General features: G+C 72.7%; 16 protein-coding genes and 1 riboswitch. Of the genes, 11 read left to right on the top strand and 5 right to left on the bottom strand.

From position 1 onward, the window contains the following. The first annotated feature begins 41 nt into the window (after positions 1-41). Entirely contained in the window at positions 42-1106 is a 1065-nt protein-coding gene (gene trpD, locus N4G70_RS04290) for an anthranilate phosphoribosyltransferase (RefSeq protein ID WP_261711004.1), read from the top strand. 142 nt (positions 1107-1248) lie between these two features. Beyond that, positions 1249-1366: riboswitch (SAM riboswitch) on the top strand. A 246-nt stretch (positions 1367-1612) separates the two neighbouring features. Next, the gene (locus N4G70_RS04295) at positions 1613-3007 is read left to right on the top strand and encodes an aminotransferase class V-fold PLP-dependent enzyme (protein WP_261711005.1); all 1395 of its coding nucleotides are present in this window, start codon (positions 1613-1615) and stop codon (positions 3005-3007) included. 544 nt (positions 3008-3551) lie between these two features. Here the strand turns inward: N4G70_RS04295 and N4G70_RS04300 are convergent. Together N4G70_RS04300 and N4G70_RS04305 are read right to left on the bottom strand one after the other, a co-directional pair. Next, the gene (locus tag N4G70_RS04300) at positions 3552-3833 is read right to left on the bottom strand and encodes an Lrp/AsnC family transcriptional regulator (protein WP_053727718.1); all 282 of its coding nucleotides are present in this window, start codon (positions 3831-3833) and stop codon (positions 3552-3554) included. Then, a complete protein-coding gene (locus N4G70_RS04305) occupies positions 3830-4579 on the bottom strand; it encodes a rhomboid family intramembrane serine protease (protein WP_261711006.1) in 750 nt (249 codons plus the stop codon). The genes N4G70_RS04300 and N4G70_RS04305 overlap by 4 nt, the downstream gene beginning before the upstream one ends. 156 nt (positions 4580-4735) lie before the next feature. On the opposite strand from N4G70_RS04305, the gene N4G70_RS04310 reads away from it, so the two are divergent. From N4G70_RS04310 to N4G70_RS04330, 5 genes are all read left to right on the top strand, one after another. Further along, on the top strand, positions 4736-4990 hold the full coding sequence (locus tag N4G70_RS04310; protein ID WP_261711007.1) for a hypothetical protein: 255 nt from the start codon (positions 4736-4738) through the stop codon (positions 4988-4990). Positions 4991-5035: 45 nt separating this feature from the next. After that, complete coding sequence (locus tag N4G70_RS04315) at positions 5036-6397, top strand: NYN domain-containing protein (protein ID WP_399034066.1); 1362 nt, start codon at positions 5036-5038, stop codon at positions 6395-6397. A 275-nt stretch (positions 6398-6672) separates the two neighbouring features. Continuing rightward, positions 6673-7698 (top strand): C40 family peptidase, encoded by a 1026-nt coding sequence (locus tag N4G70_RS04320; protein WP_261711008.1) that lies wholly within the window; start codon positions 6673-6675, stop codon positions 7696-7698. A gap of 239 nt (positions 7699-7937) precedes the next feature. Further along, entirely contained in the window at positions 7938-8966 is a 1029-nt protein-coding gene (locus tag N4G70_RS04325; RefSeq protein WP_261711009.1) for an NlpC/P60 family protein, read from the top strand. Positions 8967-8982: 16 nt separating this feature from the next. Continuing rightward, on the top strand, positions 8983-10215 hold the full coding sequence (locus N4G70_RS04330) for a hypothetical protein (protein WP_261711010.1): 1233 nt from the start codon (positions 8983-8985) through the stop codon (positions 10213-10215). Here the strand turns inward: N4G70_RS04330 and N4G70_RS04335 are convergent, their stop codons facing one another. Further along, the gene (locus N4G70_RS04335) at positions 10216-10746 is read right to left on the bottom strand and encodes a PadR family transcriptional regulator (protein ID WP_261711011.1); all 531 of its coding nucleotides are present in this window, start codon (positions 10744-10746) and stop codon (positions 10216-10218) included. Between the two features lie 90 nt (positions 10747-10836). Between N4G70_RS04335 and N4G70_RS04340 the strand changes: the two genes are divergently transcribed. Then, positions 10837-12180: an MATE family efflux transporter gene (locus N4G70_RS04340; protein ID WP_261711012.1), complete on the top strand. Its 1344-nt coding sequence runs from the start codon at positions 10837-10839 to the stop codon at positions 12178-12180. Here the strand turns inward: N4G70_RS04340 and N4G70_RS04345 are convergent. Then, positions 12141-13367: a glycosyltransferase family 87 protein gene (locus N4G70_RS04345; RefSeq protein WP_261711013.1), complete on the bottom strand. Its 1227-nt coding sequence runs from the start codon at positions 13365-13367 to the stop codon at positions 12141-12143. The two genes, N4G70_RS04340 and N4G70_RS04345, sit on opposite strands and share 40 nt — an antisense overlap. A 167-nt stretch (positions 13368-13534) precedes the next feature. On the opposite strand from N4G70_RS04345, the gene N4G70_RS04350 reads away from it, so the two are divergent. Then, a complete protein-coding gene (locus N4G70_RS04350; RefSeq protein ID WP_261711014.1) occupies positions 13535-14677 on the top strand; it encodes a glycosyltransferase family 4 protein in 1143 nt (380 codons plus the stop codon). 507 nt (positions 14678-15184) lie between these two features. Here N4G70_RS04350 and N4G70_RS04355 read toward each other — a convergent pair. Next, complete coding sequence (locus tag N4G70_RS04355) at positions 15185-16981, bottom strand: long-chain fatty acid--CoA ligase (protein ID WP_261711015.1); 1797 nt, start codon at positions 16979-16981, stop codon at positions 15185-15187. A 274-nt stretch (positions 16982-17255) separates the two neighbouring features. Here N4G70_RS04355 and N4G70_RS04360 point away from each other — a divergent pair, with 274 nt between their 5' ends. Together N4G70_RS04360 and N4G70_RS04365 are read left to right on the top strand one after the other, a co-directional pair. Further along, positions 17256-18017, top strand: coding sequence for a metallophosphoesterase (locus N4G70_RS04360; RefSeq protein ID WP_261711016.1), 762 nt, complete (start codon positions 17256-17258; stop codon positions 18015-18017). Positions 18018-18143: 126 nt separating this feature from the next. Then, positions 18144-18623 (top strand): SRPBCC family protein, encoded by a 480-nt coding sequence (locus tag N4G70_RS04365; protein WP_261711017.1) that lies wholly within the window; start codon positions 18144-18146, stop codon positions 18621-18623.

The following is an 18623-nucleotide window of genomic DNA, read 5'->3' on the forward strand; positions in this document are numbered from 1 at the left end:
GACGGGCGGTATTCCACGACCCGTGACCACCAGGAGCGAGCATGAGCGCTGTTACCCCCACCGGAGGCGACACCGTGGCGGCCCGCACCTGGCCGGGCGTCCTGGACGCGCTGCTCAGCGGCACCGACCAGAGCGCGGACGTCACCGCCTGGGCGATGGACCGGATCATGCGCGGCGAGGCCACCGACGCGCAGATCGCCGCCTTCGCCGTGGCCCTGCGCGCCAAGGGCGAGACCGTCGCCGAGATCACCGGCCTGGTACGCACCATGTACGAGCACGCCAACCTCATCGAGGTGCCGGGCCCCAGCGTGGACATCGTCGGCACCGGCGGCGACGGCGCCAAGACGGTCAACATCTCCACCATGTCGGCGATCGTGGTGGCCGGCACCGGGGCCAAGGTCGTCAAGCACGGCAACCGGGCCGCATCGTCGGCCAGCGGCGCCTCCGACGTCCTGGAGAAGCTCGGCGTCAACCTCGACCTCACGCCGCGCCGCGTCGCCGAGGTCGCCGAGGAAGCCGGCATCACCTTCTGCTTCGCCGTGAAGTTCCACCCGGCGCTGCGTTACGTGGCCGCCGCCCGGCGCGAGATGGGCATCCGCACCACCTTCAACTTCCTTGGCCCGCTGACCAATCCGGCCCGGGTACGGGCCCAGGCGACCGGCGTCGCGGACGCGCGCATGGCGCCCATCGTCGCGGGCGTGCTGGCCGAGCGGGGCTCCTCCGCGCTGGTCTTCCGGGGCGACGACGGTCTCGACGAGCTCACCACGACCGGTACCTCCCGGGTCTGGGTGGTGCGCGGGGGCCGGGTCCACGAGGAGGCGTTCGACCCGCGGGACGTCGGCATCGAGACCGTGCCCATCGAGGCGCTGCGCGGCGCGGACTCCTCGTACAACGCCGATGTCGCCCGCCGCCTCCTCGCGGGGGAGCGCGGGCCGGTGCGGGACGCCGTGCTCCTGAACGCCGCCGCGGCCCTCGTCGCCCTGGAGCCGGGGGACGGTCCGCTCGCCGAGCAGATCGGCGCGGCGATGGCGCGGGCCGCCGAGGGGATCGACTCCGGGGCTGCCCGGCGCACCCTGGAGCGCTGGGTCGCGGCCAGCAACGCCTGAGCGTCCGGCGGCGCGGTACGGATCCGCGCCGACCTCCGCCGAGTCCTTCGGGCCCGATGCGTGCGGGATGTGACACAGGGCGCAGTCCGGATCGCGGACTGCGCCTTGCGTCCGCCGGGAGCTGTGGCAGGATGCTGTCCAAGGTCATGAGTGACAGCGATTTAGGCCCCGGCTCGCTGTCCGGCAACCCTCCGTCCGTGGCGGGGTGCCCCGGGTGAAGACCAGGTCGTAGGCAGCAAGGCCTACGGCAAGCGCGGACCCCTGGACATCGCGTGATGTCACAGCCCTGGGGTCCTGGTCCTCAAGGGAGCAGTCTCGTGAGCAAGCGAATGCGATAGGGCGTACCGCCCCTTCTTCCCCCCTCCGCGCACCCTTCTTCGGGCTGCGTGTTCGAGGTCAACCCCCGTACACGGCACGGCAGTCGAACCCTCTCACTCGATGCAGGGCCGCTCCGCCGTACCCGGGGTCCGAAGTCAACTCGCCTTGTTCTGCCGGGAGATACCGCCATGTCCGCACGCCCCACCGCCACCGCCGCTGCCCCCTCCGTCGCCGTAGAGTCCGCCGACCCCTGCTGTGCCGCGCCGCTGCCGGTGCTCGGCCGCGACGTCACCGTGCCGCTGGTCACGGGTGGCGAAGTGACGTACGCCGCCCTCGACTACGCGGCGAGCGCGCCCGCCCTCCAGCGGGTCTGGGACGACGTCGCCGCGTACGCCCCCTACTACGGCAGCGTGCACCGCGGGGCCGGCTACCTCTCCCAGCTCTCCACCGACCTCTTCGAGAACAGCCGCGCCACGGTCGCCGAGTTCCTCGACTGCCGCGCCGACGACCAGGTCGTCTTCACCCGCTCCACCACCGACTCGCTCAACCTGCTCGCCCAGGCCCTCCCCGCCGACTGCCAGGTCTTCGTCTTCGAGACCGAGCACCACGCCTCGCTGCTGCCGTGGCAGGGCGCCCGCGTCACCTACCTCAATGCGCCGCGCACCCCGCGCCAGGCCGTCGAGACGCTGGAGCGGGCGCTCGCCGACCGCGACCCCTACGGCCCCGCGCTGGTCTGCGTCACCGGGGCGTCCAACGTCACCGGCGAGCTGTGGCCGGTGGGCGAACTCGCCGCCGCCGCGCACGCCCACGGCGCCCGCATCGTCCTGGACGCGGCCCAGCTCGCGCCCCATCACCCCGTATCCGTAAGGGAGTTGGACGTCGACTGGATCGCCTTCTCCGGACACAAGCTGTACGCGCCGTTCGGCTCGGGCGTGCTGGCGGGGCGCGCGGACTGGCTCCAGGAGGCCGAGCCCTACCTCGCGGGCGGCGGCGCCTCCAAGAAGGTCGCCCGGCGGACCGACGGCGGCGTGGACGTCGAGTGGCACACCACGGCCACGCGCCACGAGGCCGGTTCGCCCAACGTCATCGGCGTCTACTCCATCGCCTCCGCCTGCAAGGCGCTCACCGAGGCGGGCTTCGACGCGCTCGTCTCGCGGGAGCGGCACCTGATCGCGAAGGTCCGCGAGGGTCTGGCGGAGGTTCCCGAGGTGCGGGTCCTGTCGCTGTTCGGGGACGACGCGCCCCGGGTCGGCGTCATCTCGTTCGTCGTCGACGGCTGGAACAGCTCGCACTTCGCGGCGGCGCTGTCGGCGGAGTACGGGATCGGGGTGCGCGACGGCCTGTTCTGCGCCCACCCGCTGGTGCGCACCCTGCTCGGCAGCGACCCGCAGGACCCGGGCGAGTGCGGGGCGCCCGAGGCGGAGCCGGGGGAGCGGTCCCTGAACGCGATCCGGGTCAGCTTCGGGGCGGGCACGCCGGACGAGCACGTGGAGCGGTTTGTGCGGGCGGTGCGGGAGTTGGTGGTGGAGGGGGCGAAGTGGGAGTACCGCACGGAAGAGGGCCGCTGCGTCCCCGCAGTCTGACCCCGCCGGGCTCCCCTTCCCCGGGGCTCCGCCCCGGCCCCCGCGTCCTCAATCGCCGGACGGGCTCAAGGTGCTTGTGCGGGCCGGCACCGAGTAGCTGGGGGCGCGGGGAACTGCGCGACCGGCCGTCCACGGTCCGCACGGTGTGTCCGGGCCCCTGGGGCTCCGCCCCAGACCCCGGTTCGCGCCTGAACGGCGCTCGTCCTCAATCGCCGGACGGGCTGAGGTGTCCCGTGCGGGCCCGCACCGGATAGCTGGGGGCGCGGGGAACTGCGCGAGCAACCACGCACGACCCGCACCGTGTGTCCGGGCCTCCTGGGGCTCCGCCCCAGACCCCGGTTCGCGCCTGAACGGCGCTCGTCCTCAATCGCCGGACGGGCTGAGGTGTCCGGTGCGGGCCTGCACCGGATAGTTGGGGGCGCGGGGAACTGCGCGGCCAGCCGTCCACGGTCCGCAGGGTGTGTCCGGGCCCCTGGGGCCTCGCCCCGGTGCCCCGGCATCGAGTGGCTGGGGGCGCGGGGAACTGCGCGGAAAGGGGCCGGGGTCAGGAGTCCAGGCCGATGGCGAAGGCCGCTTCCAGGTCGTGTTGGGAGTACGTGCGGAACGCCACGTGCGTATCCGTGCCCTCCACCCCGGGGATCTTGCTGATGCTGCCGGGGATGATGTCCGCGAGGTCGTCGTGGCGGGCCACCCTGACCAGCGCGATCAGGTCGTAGGTGCCGGTCACCGAGTACACCTCGCTGACGCTGTCGAGCGCCGCGATGGACTCCGCGATCTCGGGGATCCGGTCCACGCTGGTCTTGATGAGCACGATCGCGGTGATCACGGCTGGCTTTCTCCCTCGGTGGCGGCCGGACCCGCGGTCTTCACGGGCTTTCGGCGTTTCACTCTATCCGCCCCGCCGAAACGGGCCCACGCGTAGAGGAAGCCCAGGCCGAAGCCGACGAGATGGGCGAGGTAGGCCACTCCGGGCCCGGTCGAGGCGCTCTGGATCGCCAGCCATTGCAGGGCGAACCAGAAGATGAGCACGAGCCAGGCGGGGAAGCGCAGCGGCAGGAAGAGCAGGAACGGGAAGATGCTGGTCACCCGGGCCCGCGGGAAGAGGTAGAGGAAGGCGCCGAGCACGGCCGAGATGGCCCCGGACGCCCCCACCAGCGTCTGCTGCGAACCCGCGTGGGCCGCCGCGTACGCGAACAGCGCCAGATAGCCGGCCACCAGATAGAACAGGGCGAACTCGGCCCACCCCAGGCGCTCCTCGGCCATCGCGCCGAAGACGTACAGGAAGAGCATGTTGCCCAGCAGGTGCAGCCAGCTGCCGTGGACGAACAGCGCGGTGAGGGGGGTGAGCAGGGCGTGCGGCACGCCGCCCATCAGCTCCTCGGGAATGACGCCCCAGCGCGCGAAGTAGTCGCTCTGGGCGCTCAGGATCGCGTCGCCGGTGCCGTACACCGGGTTCAGGCCGGAGACCGGGCTCACCAGGAAGAGCAGACAGCACGCGGCGATCAGCCCGTAGGTCACGGTCGGGCCGTGCACCGCGCCGCTCAGGATGGCCGCCGCCCGCCGCTTGGTCATGGGGAGAGAATGGCCTAAAGGGAGCTTTCGGTACAGACCGCCTCGCCGTGCCGGGGGCCGATGGGTAGGCCGTAGGGTTGCGGGCAGTACTCCCGCAGTTCGACGGCGCACCGCGAGATCCTGGACCATGGAAAGTGGAAAAGAGGGCGGCACCAGATGACCACCGTTCCCCAGCCGACCACCGAGACCCGGTGGCGCTGCACGCTCTGCGGAAACCTCACCCGTTTCGATGTCACCCGCTCGTCGAAGGTGGTCGAGTACGTCCATCTGGACCTCGCCGGAGAGCCCACGGTGGAGGAGCGCGAGGTGGTCAGTGAGACCATCGAGTCGGTCCGCTGCCGCTGGTGCAACGCGGTGGACCAGATCGAGCTAGTGGACCGGCCGGGTACCGGTACCGCGACCGCCTCCTGAGGGCGGCCGCCCACGCGGTACGGATGACAGTTGGGGTGACGGATTGTGGAGCATGCAAGCGGTGCTGAACCGGCCGCTGCGGCCGGTGACGGCCCCGCCGAGGTGCTCGACCGCCCGCTGCCCGAAGGGGTGCGGCGCCGGGTCGTCGCCTTCGTGTCGGAGGCGTTCGGCGGCCTGACCGTCGCCGAACTGCCCGCACAATTGCGGCAGTACGCCCGTTTCACCCCCACCCGGCGCGCCAAGTTCGCGGGCAACGCGATGGCCGCCGCCCTGGAGGGCGACCCGGTCTTCCGTCAGCGCATCGGCGAGCGGCTCAAGGAGGCGCAGCCGGAGCTCGCCGGGGCCGTCGAGGCGGGCTCGCCCCCCGCGGCCGCCGACCCGGTGGACGTGGCGGCCGCCGCCTATGTGCTGCGCCCCGCCGGCTGGGTGAAGCTGGTGGCCGCGGCCGGCGAGGAGGCCCAGCGGGCGTTCGCCGAGCGTGCGGAGGAGGAGGGCCGGCGCGAGGTGGAGCGCCTGCGCGAGGAACTCGCCGAGGCGCGCGACCGGATCAAGTCCGAGAACGAGGCCCTGCGCGCCGAACTGCTCGCGGCCCGCAAGGAGGCCGAGACGCTCCAGCGCAAGCTGCGCAGCGCGCAGAGCGATGTGAAGCGTGGCGAGGCGGCCCTGCGCAGGACCACCGCCGAGATCGACGGCATCAAGTCCGAGGCGGCCGCGCGCGTCACCGCCGCCGAGAGCGAGACACGCCGGCTCAAGACGCGGCTCAGCGAGGCCGAGTCCGGCCTGGAGGCGAGCCGGCGCGCGACGCGCGAGGGGCGTTCCGTCGAGGACATGCGCCTGCGGCTGCTGCTGGACACCGTCCTGGAGGGCGCCCAGGGCCTGCGGCGCGAACTCGCCCTGCCGCCCGCCTCGGTACGCCCCGCCGACACCGTGGACGCGGTCGCGCCGGGCACCATGACGCCCAAGGACATCGCGGCCCGGGCCCTGTCGGAGACCGATCCGGCGCTGCTCGACCAGCTGCTCGCGCTGCCCCAGGTGCATCTGCTGGTGGACGGCTACAACGTCACCAAGACCGGCTATCCGACGATGCCGTTGGAGAAGCAGCGCCTGCGCCTGCTCGGCGGGCTCTCCGTGCTGGCCGCGCAGACCGGCGCCGAGATCACCTGTGTCTTCGACGGCGCGGAACTGGCGGCCCCGGTGCTGCTCGCTCCGCCCCGAGGCGTACGGGTGCTGTTCTCCAAGCCCGGGGTGACCGCGGACGAGCTGATCCGTCAGCTGGTGCGGGCCGAGCCGTCGGGGCGGCCGGTGGTGGTCGCCTCCACGGACAAGGAGGTCGCGGACGGCGTCGCCAAGGCGGGCGCCCGGCCGGTCGCCTCTCTGTTGCTCCTGAAGCGGCTTTCACGCGTCTGAGGCATTGAGGGCGTTCTGCAACTCCTGCGTTCAATGCCCGAATTCGGGTGATCGGCGACGAGCACTCCGTCAAGTGTCCACTACTGCGCGTGGGATGACAGTAAAGAATCCTCTCAGTGACCGATTTTTTTGCCATCAGGATTTGAACTGATCACAAGAAGGTCACTAGGGTCGGGGCTCGTACCTTCATGCGGTTGATCACTCGTTCGGGGTGTCCGTGAAGGGCCCGCCGATTCTGCTCTGTTCGGCGGCTGAGGAAGAAGGAGCTCGCCTTCGTGGGGTCCCACCGTCGTCCCAAGCCCGCGAGCCGCACGCGCGTGACCGTGCTCAGCGCGACCGCCGCCGCTGTCGTCGCCCTTACGTCGCAGGCCGCGCAGGCGGACCCGAAGCCCACCAAGGACGAGGTCAAGAGCAAGGTCGACAAGCTCTACGACGAGGCCGAGCAGGCGACCGAGGCGGCCAACGGCGCCAAGGAGAAGCAGGGTCAGCTCGAGAAGCAGATCGGCGAGATCCAGGACAAGGTGGCCCGCGGCCAGCAGGAGCTCAACACCCTGCGCAGCGGCCTCGGTTCGATGGCCTCCGCGCAGTACCGCTCCGGTGGCATCGACCCCTCGCTCGCCCTCTTCCTCTCCTCCAACCCGGACGACTTCCTCGACAAGGCGTCCTCCCTCGACCAGCTCGGCGCCAACCAGACCGAGGCGCTCCAGAAGATCCAGGGCAAGCAGCGCACCCTCGCGCAGCAGCGCAAGGAGGCCCAGGACAAGCTGAAGGACCTCGCCGACACCCGCCAGGTGCTCGACGACAAGAAGAAGGAAGTCCAGGGCAAGCTCGGCGAGGCGCAGAAGCTGCTCAACACGCTGACCGCGCAGGAGAAGGCCGCGCTCGCCTCCGACGAGGCCCGTGCCAACCGCTCCACCGAGCGGCCCAACCTCGGCAAGGACGTGCCGGCCTCGGGAGTCGGCGCCGCCGCCCTCGCCGCCGCCCAGACCCAGTTGGGCAAGCCGTACAGCTACGGCGCGACCGGCATGGCGACCTTCGACTGCTCGGGTCTGACCGGCTATGCCTACGCACAGGCGGGTGTTCACCTGCCGCGCACCTCGCAGGAGCAGGCCACCCGGGGCACCCGGATCGGCCGCGGCGACCTCAAGCCCGGCGACCTGGTGCTCTTCTTCGGCGACCTGCACCACATCGGCCTGTACGCCGGCAACAACACGGTGCTGCACGCCCCGCACACCGGAGCGGTCGTCCGCTACGAGTCGATGGACAACATGCCCTTCCAGTTCGGTGTGCGCATCGGCTGATCCGCCTTACCCTTCGTCAGCCGTCCACACCGCCCAAACGGGCGAATTGCGGCAACTCCCGCTGACGCGACGCCCCGCCGGTGACCTGTGTTCTCCGGTGGGGCGTCACTTTGCGTAGGCGACATGGTCGTTGGCCCACGGGTGTTCGCCCCGTTACTGTCCGGCGTGCGGTTCCCCCGGTGACTCGCCGCCCGCCCGGGCGGCAGGGGCCGCACGCAGTGCAAGGGAGTACGGCATCCGTGGCGTCCCATCGCCGGCCTTCGCAGTCGGGCCTGACCCAGAGCGCCCGCGTCACCGTTCTTTCGGCCGCGGCGGCAACGGCCGCGGCGGCGCTCGGGGCCCCCGTGGCGAGCGCCTCCCCGCATGAGCCGAGCCCGTCCGGGCAGGCCAAGGTCGACCGGCTCTTCGAGGAGGCCGAGCGGGCCACCGAGCAGTTCGACAAGGCGGACGAGCACGCCAGGCACCTGCGCGACCAGGTCAAACAGGCACAGGACGGCGTCGCGCGCGGCCAGGAGAAGATCAACCGCATGCGGGGCGCGCTCGGCGCGATCGCCGGGGCCCAGTACCGCGCGGGCGGCATCGACCCCGCGCTCGCCCTGCTGCTCTCCTCGAACCCCGCCACCTATCTCGACCAGGCCGCCACCCTCGACCGGCTCAGCGAACGCCAGTCGGGCGCGCTCCAGGACCTGCGGCACGAGCAGCGGCACCTGGCCCAGCAGCGCGCCGAGGCGACCCGCAAGCTCGCCGAGCTGGAGCGCAGCCGCACCGAGGTGGCCCGGCACAAGCGGACCGTGGAGTCGAAGCTGGCCGAGGCGCGCCGCACCCTGAACGCGCTGACCGCCACCGACCGGGCCGCCTTCGACCGCGCCTCCCGCTCGGAGCGCGGTGAACTCCCCCCGGTCTCCGACTCCGCCCCCGCCTCCTCGCGCGCCGCGGCGGCCGTCATGGCGGCCCGCTCGGCGATCGGCAAACCGTACATCTGGGGCGCCAACGGGCCGTCCGGGTTCGACTGTTCGGGCCTGATGCAGTGGTCGTACGCGCGGGCCGGCGTCGGCCTGCCGCGCACCTCGCAGGCGCAGCGGTACGCCGGCCACCAGGTGCCGCTCTCCGAGGCCAGGCCCGGGGACCTGGTCGCCTACCGGCACGACGCAAGCCACATCGCCATGTACGTGGGCAACGGCCAGGTGGTGCACGCGCCGTACCCCGGCGCCCCGGTGCGCTACGACCCCGTCGGGATGATGCCCGTCTCCTCGGTGACCCGCGTGTGACCGTACGATCGGCGGCGTGGCAGGTCATGGGCTGGGGCGAGGGACGCGGCGCGGCCGGGCGGCGGGGGGCGCGCTCGTGGTGCTGCTGTGCGCCACGTCCTGCTCGGCGCCCGGGGCGGCGTCCGACGGCACCCGGGGCGAGGTGCAGCAGGTTCTGGACCGGCGCGCGGCCGCGGTCCTGAAGCACGACGCGAGCGGCTATCTGGCGGCCGTCGACCCCGCGGCCTCCGCTCTGCGGGCGGCCCAGGGCGCCGAGTTCACCAACCTCGCGCAGGTACCGCTGGCCTCCTGGGCCTACCAGGTCACCGGGGTGGACCACAAGGGCGCCGGCGCCACCGCCCAGGTCGATCTGCGCTACCGGATCCAGGGCTATGACTCCGCGCCCGTGACGGCGGCGCGCACCCTGACGCTGAACCGGCGCGGCGGGACCTGGTACGTCACCGGCGACCGGCCCGCGCCCGGCGCCGCCCAACCGCTGTGGCAGCAGGGCCCGGTCACCGTCGTGCGGGGCGCCCGCAGCCTGATCCTCGGGGTGGGCCAGGAACCGGCGAAGCTGCACGAGATCGCGGCGGCGGAGGATGCCGCCGTGCCCACGGTGTCGGCGGCCTGGCCGGGGACCTGGGCGCGCCGGGTCGTCGTCCTCGTACCGGCGTCCCTGGACGGCATGGCCGCGCTGCTCGGCGCGCCCGCCGCCTCCTACCGGGGCATCGCGGCCGTGACCACCGGCGAGGCGGGCGGCGCCGGGGCCGCCCCGGCGGACCGGGTGATCGTGAATCCGGACGCGTACGCGGTCCTCGGCGATCTGGGCCGCCGTGTCGTCCTCGCCCACGAGACCACCCATGTCGCCACCCGCGCCCACACCTCGCCCGCCACCCCGATGTGGCTCTCGGAGGGATACGCGGACTGGGTCGGCTACCGCGACACCGGCCGCACCGCGCCGCAGGCCGCCCCCGAACTCCTCAAGGCCGTCCGCGCGGGCGACCTCCCCGCCGGCCTCCCCTCGGACGCCGACTTCGGCTTCGACGGCGGCGCGGACCGCCTGGCGAAGGCGTACGAGAGCGGCTGGCTGGCCTGTCGCATGATCGCCGAGAACTGGGGCGAGGCCGCCCTGGCCCGCTTCTACACCGAGGTCGGCGACCAGCCCCACCGCGAGGGCGCCCTCGAGAAGGCCATGAGCGACCAACTGGGCCTGTCACCAAGGGAGTTCACGACCCGGTGGCGCGAGTACGTACGGTCCCGACTGGCCTGATCAGCGCCCGCCCCCCAGTTCCTCGATCGTCTCGGCCAGCCACGCCTTCTCCTCCGCGCCGGTGGCCCGCGCGATCCGCAGCATGCCCCGGCGGAATGGATCGGGCGCCCGCTCGACCGTGACGGGCTCGCCCTCGCGGTAGAAGAAGCTCGCGGGCGTTTCGAGGAAGGTCTGCCGCCGGACGAGGACGGCCGCCTGTTCGGCGGGGTCGGGCAGATGCCGCAGGAAGGCGAGCAGGGTGAAGAAGCGCTGGCCGTCGGTGATCTCGACGTCCTTGGGGTGCCGCAGCCGCTCCAGGAGGGCGGCCCGGCCCGCGTCGGTGAGGGACAGGATCCGCCGGGGGGCGGCCCCGCTGCCCGCCTCGGTGCGCTGCTCCAGGACGCCGGCCTTCACCAGGCGTGTGAGGGCCGGGTAGAGCGCCCCGTCGCTGACCGGCCGGATGTGGCCGCTGAGGCCCTTGATGCGCTCCTTGAGCTCATAGCCGTGCAGCGGCTCCTCGTACAGGAAGCCCAGGATCGACAGCTCCAGCATGGCGCCCCTCGTCTTGTCCGGTTGCCGGAGCTCATGGTACCTCTTATCGAGTTACCTCGAATCGAGGTATTGGTCGACGGGGGAGAGCTCATGGAGGCGACCGCTCACCGCAGGCGGCTGGTGTCGCTCGCGTTTCCGGTCTACGGCGAACTCATGGCCGGGGTCGCGGCCGGGATCATCAACACGGTCTGGGTGGCCCGCCTGGGCGGGGACGCCGTGGCCGCGGTCGCCGTCGCGACCAACGTCGAGAACATGCTGCTCGGCGTCGCCCTGATGGCCGGGTCGGGCACGACCGTGCTGCTCGCCCGGGCCAGGGGAGCGGGAGAGCCGGGCGCGGTGCGGGCGGCCGTGCGGGGCGGCTGGGCGCTGTGGGCGCTGCTCGCCCCGGCCGTCGCGATCGGCACCTTCCTGGGGCGGGAGCCGATCGCACGTCTGGCGCTGGGCGCCGACGCGGGCGCGGCCCTTCCCCTTGCCGTCGGCTACTTCTCCATCGCCCTGCCCGGGATCGCGGTCCTCTTCGCCACCAATGTCGTCGACGGCATCCTCAAGGGCGCCGGCGACACCCGCACCCCCATGCGCCTGGCGTTGCTGGCCAACGGACTCGTCCTCGTCCTCGACCCGCTGCTGATCCTGGGCTGCGGCCTCGGTGTGCGGGGGGCGGCGCTGGCCACCGTGCTCGGGCGCTCGGCCGCGCTGGCCCGGGGGCTCGTGGTGCTCTGCCGCATCCCCGCCCTGAGCGCTCCCGTGCCGCGCACCGCCGGGGCCGTCCCGTACGCGTGGACCACCGATCTGCGGCGCACGGTCCGCACCGGGCTGCCCCTGTCCGCCGACTTCGTCACGCGCATGGGCGGCGCCCTCGCCCTGGTCGCCGTCGTCGCCCGGATCGGCGTCGCCGAGGTCGCCGCGTACGGCATCGCGACCAAGGCGATGTACGGGGCGACCATGGCCTTCTACGCCGTACGCCAGGCTGCCGCGATCCACACCGCGCGGCTGCTCGGGGCCGGGCGGGACGAGCGCGGGGCCGTCGGCCGCGCGGCCCTGCGCGTCGCGGCCGTGCTGGGGGCCGGGGGCTCCCTCGTCCTGTTCGCCGCCGCGCCCTGGATCATGGCGGCGTTCGGCGTGCACGGCGCGGTCGCGTCCGCCGGGGTGCTCCAACTGCGGTGCCTGGGGCCCTACTTGACCCTGCTCGCGTGTTTCATCGCCTGGGGCGGGGTGGTGGAGGGCGGGGGCGGCAGCGCTCGTCTGGTGGGGATCACCGGGTGCGGGGTGGTGCTTCAACTGGGGCTCGCCCACGCCCTGTCGGGGCTCGGGCTGCCGGGGATCTGTCTCGCGATGGCGCTGGCGATGGGCGTGCAGTGCGCGGCTCTGGCGCGGCTTCAGTGGCGCATCGGCGGTCAGCGCGTCGTCGACGGCTCGCCCGCGCGGGTGGGCTGAGGAAGGAGGGGGCGGCGGACGCGCGCCGGGACGGTGGTGCGCCACAGGGTGCGGCAGGCCAGGAGGGACGCCCAGACCAGCAGGCCGTTGCGCACGGCGAGCAGGAGCAGGCCCAGCCAGTCGCCGGCCACCACGTGCGAGAACCAGATCGGGAACTCCAGGAACGTCACCCCCGTGGCGGCCAGGACGAGCTGCGCGGGCCGGGCCATCGGGCCGCGCCGGTACACCAGGCACACCGCGGCGAGGCCCACCAGCCACAGCATGTACTGGGGGCTGATGACCCGGCTGGTGGTCGTGAACAGCAGCACCGCCGTGAACGCCGCGTCCGCCGGGGTGCTCGGGCGCACCGGCCCGCGCGCCTTGACGCGCCACAGCAGCAGCCAGCCGAAGGCGAGCACGGTCAGCGCCATCGACACGGCGGACACCAGCGGCACATACGGCCCGAGGAACTCCACCGAGCCGTAGTTGAGCTGGACCCGGCCCCGCCAGCCGAAAAGGCGGGCCACATGGAAGACCAGCGCGCCCAGCGACTCGACCTCCGTGCCCCGCTCCCGCTGGAAGGTGAGGAAGGCGAACGCGCCCGGCGCCGCCACCACACAGGCCACCAGCAGCGCGGCGCCGGTCACCGCGGCCGCCGTCCAGGCCCGCCTCGGCGCGCGGACGAGCAGCAGGGCCGGCCACCCCTTCAGCAGGGCCCCGAACGCGGCGAGCGCGCCCAGGACGCGCGGCCGGCCGACCCCCGCCAGCAGCGCGGCGACCGCGACGGCCGTCACCATCAGGTCGTAGCGGGCGTACGCGGTCGGGCCGAGCAGCGCCACTCCGAGCGTCCACACCCAGGCGCCGCTCAGCGACGTGCCCGGGCGGTCCGCCGCGTACATCAGGAGGCAGAACACCAGCGCGTCCGCCAGGAAGACGAGCACGAAGAACGCGGTCGCGTAGTCGAGGAACGGCAGGGCGGCGGGGGAGAGGATCGCCAGGGCGGCGGCCGGGGGGTACTGCCAGGTCACGTCGTCCAGCGGATAGGTGCCGGTCGCGAGCACCTGAGACCAGCCCTGATAGATGGCGTGGACGTCGCTGGTGACGTCCGGGCCCGGCAGCACCAGCACCCTGAAGGCGCAGAGCAGCAGCAGAAAGCGGGTCACGGCCCAGGTGGCCGCCACCGCGAGGGGGCGCCGGGGGATGCTCATGATGTCCGTCTCGTCCTTGTTTCGGGGGGTCGGGGGCCCGGAACCAGCCATGATGCCGGGTGCCCCGGGCCGTGGGGCGTCAGGCGGGGCCGAGCCCCCGGGCACGGGGCGCCGACCGGGCCCGCCCGCCGCCGCCGCGCGCGCCGGGTTCGGTACTGTCGGCGGCGATGCACAAGACCTTGATCGTGACCAATGACTTCCCGCCGCGCCCGGGCGGGATCCAGGCGTTTCTGCACAACATGGCGCTGCGGCTCGACCCCGAGCAGGTCGTCGTGTACGCCTCGACGTGGAAGCGCGGCCCAGAGGGCGCGGCGGCGACCGCCGCGTTCGACGCCGAGCAGCCGTTCACCGTCGTACGGGACCGCACCACGATGCTGCTCCCGACGCCCCGGGTCACCCGGCGGGCCGTCGGGCTGCTGCGCGAACACGGCTGCTCCTCGGTGTGGTTCGGGGCCGCCGCCCCGCTCGGCCTCATGGGGCCCGCGCTGCGCAGGGCCGGCGCGGAGCGGATCGTGGCGACCACCCACGGGCATGAGGCCGGCTGGGCCCAACTCCCCGTCGCGCGCGGGCTGTTGAGGCGCATCGGCGAGGGCACCGACACCATCACCTACCTCGGCGAGTACACCCGTTCCCGGATCGCGGGCGCGCTCACCCCGCAGGCCGCGGCCCGCATGGTCCAACTGCCGCCCGGCGTCGACGAGAAGACCTTCCACCCCGGCTCGGGCGGCGACGCCGTACGGGAGCGGCTCAAGCTCACCGACCGGCCCGTGGTGGTCTGCGTCTCGCGGCTCGTGCCGCGCAAGGGCCAGGACACGCTGATCCTCGCCCTCCCGGCGATCCTCGCGCAGGTGCCCGACGCGGTCCTGCTCATCGTGGGCGGCGGCCCCTACGAGGCCGACCTGCGCAAGCTCGCGGCGGACACCGGGGTCGCGTCCTCGGTGCGCTTCACCGGGGCGGTGCCGTGGGCGGAACTGCCCGCGCACTACGGGGCGGGGGACGTCTTCGCCATGCCCTGCCGCACGCGGCGGGGCGGCCTGGACGTCGAGGGCCTCGGCATCGTCTACCTGGAGGCCTCCGCGACCGGCCTGCCCGTGGTGGCCGGCGACTCCGGCGGCGCGCCCGACGCGGTCCTGGACGGCGAGACGGGCTTCGTCGTCCCGGGCGGCTCCGCGGAGTCCTCGGCGGACCGCATCGTGACCCTGCTCCAGGACGCGGGCCTGCGGAGTCGGATGGGGGAGCGGGGGCGGGCGTGGGTGGAGGAGCGGTGGCGCTGGGATTCGCTGGCGGCGAAGCTGCGCGAGCTCCTGTAACGGGGGTGCCCGCGCCCGGCTCCGCCCCGGGGCCCCCTTGTGCGCAGTTCCCCGCGCCCCTCGACCCGCTCTCGTCCGTCCACCGTGTGTGACTGGTCGCGCAGTTCCTCGCGCCCCTGAAGGGCCTTCGGTCCGCGGGCCGTGGTCGCTTCTCGCGCAGTTCCTCGCGCCCCTGAAGGTCCTTCGGTCTGCGGACCGTGGTCGCTTCTCGCGCAGTTCCTCGCGCCCCTGAACTGCTCGGTGCCGGGCCGCACGGGCATCCTCAGCCCGTCCGGCGTTTGAGGACGAGCGCCGTTCAGGCGCGAACGGGGTCTGGGGCGGAGCCCCAGGGCGCCCGCGGACCGTGCGTGGCTGATCGCGCAGTTCCCCGCGCCCCTGAAAGCCCTTCGCCCCTGGCAGGACCGATGCGGGCCCGCGTCGAGCATCCTCAGCCCGTCCGGCGTTTGAGGACGAGCGGCCTTGAGGCGCGAACGGGGTCGGGGGCGGAGCCCCCGGGCCCCCTGGGGCTCAGGGGGTGTAGATCGCTTCGATCTCGTCCGCGAAATCCTTGGCCACAACATTCCGCTTGAGCTTCAGCGACGGCGTGATGTGCCCCGCCTCCTCCGTGAACTGCGCCCCGAGGATGCGGAACTTGCGTACCGACTCCGCCTTGGAGACCGCCGCGTTGCCGTCGTCCACCGCCCGCTGCACCTCCGCGAGGAGCTCCGCGTCGTCGCGCAGCGAGATCGCGGTGGCCCCCACGGGCTTGCCGTGCTCCTCCGCCCAGCGGCCGAGGAACTCCTCGTCCAGCGTGATGAGCGCGCCCACGAAGGGCCGTCCGTCGCCGACGACCATGCACTCGGCGACGAGCGCGTGCCCGCGGATGCGGTCCTCGATCACCGCGGGGGCGACGTTCTTGCCGCCCGCCGTGACGATGATCTCCTTCTTGCGGCCGGTGATCGCGAGATAGCCGTCCTCGTCGAGGGTGCCGATGTCACCGGTGTGGAACCAGCCGTCGGCCAGCGCCTCGGCGGTCGCGGACTCGTTGTTCCAGTAGCCCTGGAACAGGTGCTCGCCGTGGAGCAGCACCTCGCCGTCGTCCGCGATCCGCACCACCGAACCCGGCAGCGGCTGACCGACCGTGCCGATCTTGGGCCGGTCCCACGGGTTGAAGGCGGTCGCGGCGCAGGACTCGGTGAGGCCGTAGCCCTCCAGGACCGTGAAGCCGATGCCGCGGAAGAAGTGGCCGAGCCGCTCGCCCAGCGGCGCGCCGCCGGAGATCGCGTACTCGCCGCGCCCGCCGAGCACCGCCCGCAGCTTGCTGAAGACGAGCTTGTCGAAGACCTTGTGCTTGAGCTTCAGACCGATGGACGGCCCGGCGTCCGTGCTGAGCGCCTTGCTGTAGGCGATCGCGGTGCCGGCGGCCTTGTCGAAGATCTTGCCCTTGCCGTCGGCCTGCGCCTTGGCGCGCGCCGAGTTGTAGACCTTCTCGAAGACGCGCGGCACACCGAGGATCAACGTCGGCCGGAACGAGGCGAGTTCATCGGTGAGGTTCTTGATGTCCGGTACGCAGCCGAGCTTGATCGGGGCCATCACCGAGGCCACCTCGACCAGGCGCCCGAAGACGTGGGCGGCGGGCAGGAAGAGCAGGACCGAGCACTCGCCGGTGCGGAAGAGCGGCTTGAGGCGCTCGACCACGTTGCCGCACTCGGCGAAGAACGCGCGGTGGGTGAGCACACAGCCCTTGGGGCGGCCGGTGGTGCCCGAGGTGTAGACGATGGTCGCCGGATCGTCGGCGTGCGCCGAGGACATCCGGGCGTCGAGCACGGCGTCGGCGATGTCCGCGCCGGCCGCGGTGAGCCGGGCGACGGCGTCGGCCTCGACCTGCCAGATGCCCTTGAGCGCGGGCAGGCCGGCCCGGACCGACTCCACCGACGCCTCGTGCGCCGGGGACTCGACGATGGCGAGCGTGGCGGCGGAGTCGCCGAGGATCCACTGGATCTGCTCGGGGGAGCTGGTCTCGTACACCGGCACGGTGACGGCGCCCGCGCTCCAGATCGCGAAGTCGATCAGCACCCACTCGTAGCGGGTGCGCGAGAGCAGGGCGACGCGGTCGCCCGCCTCGACGCCCGCGGCGATCAGGCCCTTGGCGACGGCGCGCACCTCGGCGAGGAACTGGCGGGCGGTGACATCGGCCCAGGCACCCGCGATCTTGCGGCCCATCACCGCGACGTCGGGATGCTGAGCGGCATTGCGGCGGATCAGATCCGTCAGGTTGCCGTCCGAAGGGACCTCGTACAGGGCCGGAAGGCTGAACTCGCGCAAGACTGCTGCTCCTCATCGGGCGCCGGTGCCACGGCTCTGTGTGACGCACCGGCTGCGGTCCAAGATCGGGCAGGTGCCCGGCGGATCCGTGGGGGGCGGAACTGACGAGCACGACTGGACTGCCCGGACGTTACCCACCGGTAGTGGGTTCCGGATAGGGGGTTCTGGCCAGATGTTCGGTGCGTCACACATGTTTGACACTGCTTCGCGCACAGTAGTCCACACCTTTGACCACCCGGAAGTAACCGCAGGTCGACGGCCTAAGGTGATCCGCATGCGAGTTCATGTGGTCAGTGACGTGCACGGGAACGCCGAGGGCCTGGCCAGGGCGGGTGAGGGCGCGGACGCCCTGATCTGCCTCGGTGACCTGGTCCTCTTCCTCGACTACGCCGACCACTCGCGCGGCATCTTCCCCGACCTCTTCGGCGTCGACAACGCCGACCGGATCGTCGCCCTGCGCACCGCCCGGCGCTTCGAGGAGGCCCGTGAGCTGGGGCGTTCGCTCTGGGCCGGCCTGGACCGGGAGGCCGCGATCGAGGCCGCGGTCCGGCGCCAGTACGCCGAGCTGTTCGCCGCCTTCCCCACCCCGACGTACGCCACGTACGGCAACGTCGACATGCCGGGCCTCTGGCCGCAGTACGCGGGCCCGGGCACCACCGTTCTGGACGGTCAGCGCGTGGAGATAGCCGGCCGCGTCTTCGGCTTCGTCGGCGGCGGGCTGCGGACACCGATGCGCACGCCCTACGAGATCTCCGACGAGGAGTACGCCGCCAAGGTCGAGGCGCTCGGCGAGGTCGACGTGCTCTGCTCGCACATCCCGCCCGAGGTCCCCGAGCTCGTCTACGACACCGTCGCCCGCCGCTTCGAGCGCGGCTCGCGCGCCCTGCTCGCGGCCATCGGGAAGACCCGGCCCCGCTACTCCCTGTTCGGCCACGTCCATCAGCCGCTGGCCCGGCGGATGCGGATCGGCCGCACCGAGTGCGTGAACGTCGGCCACTTCGCGGCCACCTCCCGGCCCTTCGCCCTCCAGTGGTGATCCGGCCACTGGAGTGGGCGCCGACCCGTACGCGATAGCCTGCACGCACATCTCCCCACCAACGACGGCCCCGCCGGGCCGGGGAGACCCAGACCCACCGGACCGCGCACTGGAGGAGCCACGACGATGGCGGAACACACCAGCTCGTCTATCACCATCGAGGCAGCCCCCGCCGACGTCATGGGGGTGATCGCGGACTTCGCCCGCTACCCGGAGTGGACCGGCGAGGTGAAGCAGGCCGAGGTCCTCGCCACCGACGCCGCCGGTCACGCCGAGAAGGTGCGGCTGGTGCTCGACGCGGGCGCCATCAAGGACGACCACACCCTGGCCTACACCTGGAACGGCAACACGGTCAGCTGGACGCTGGTCAAGTCCCAGATGCTGCGCACCCTCGACGGCTCGTACATCCTCGCGGACGCCCCCGGCGGGAAGACCGAGGTCACCTACCGGCTCACCGTCGACGTCAAGATCCCCATGCTCGGCATGATCAAGCGCAAGGCCGAGAAGGTCATCATCGACCGCGCGCTCGCCGGCCTGAAGAAGCGCGTCGAGAGCGGTTCGGGCGGCGCCGGGGCCGGCTCCGCCGACGGGAACAAGAAGCTCTAG

The sequence above is a fragment of the Streptomyces sp. ASQP_92 genome, from assembly GCF_025399895.1.
Classification (GTDB): domain Bacteria; phylum Actinomycetota; class Actinomycetes; order Streptomycetales; family Streptomycetaceae; genus Streptomyces.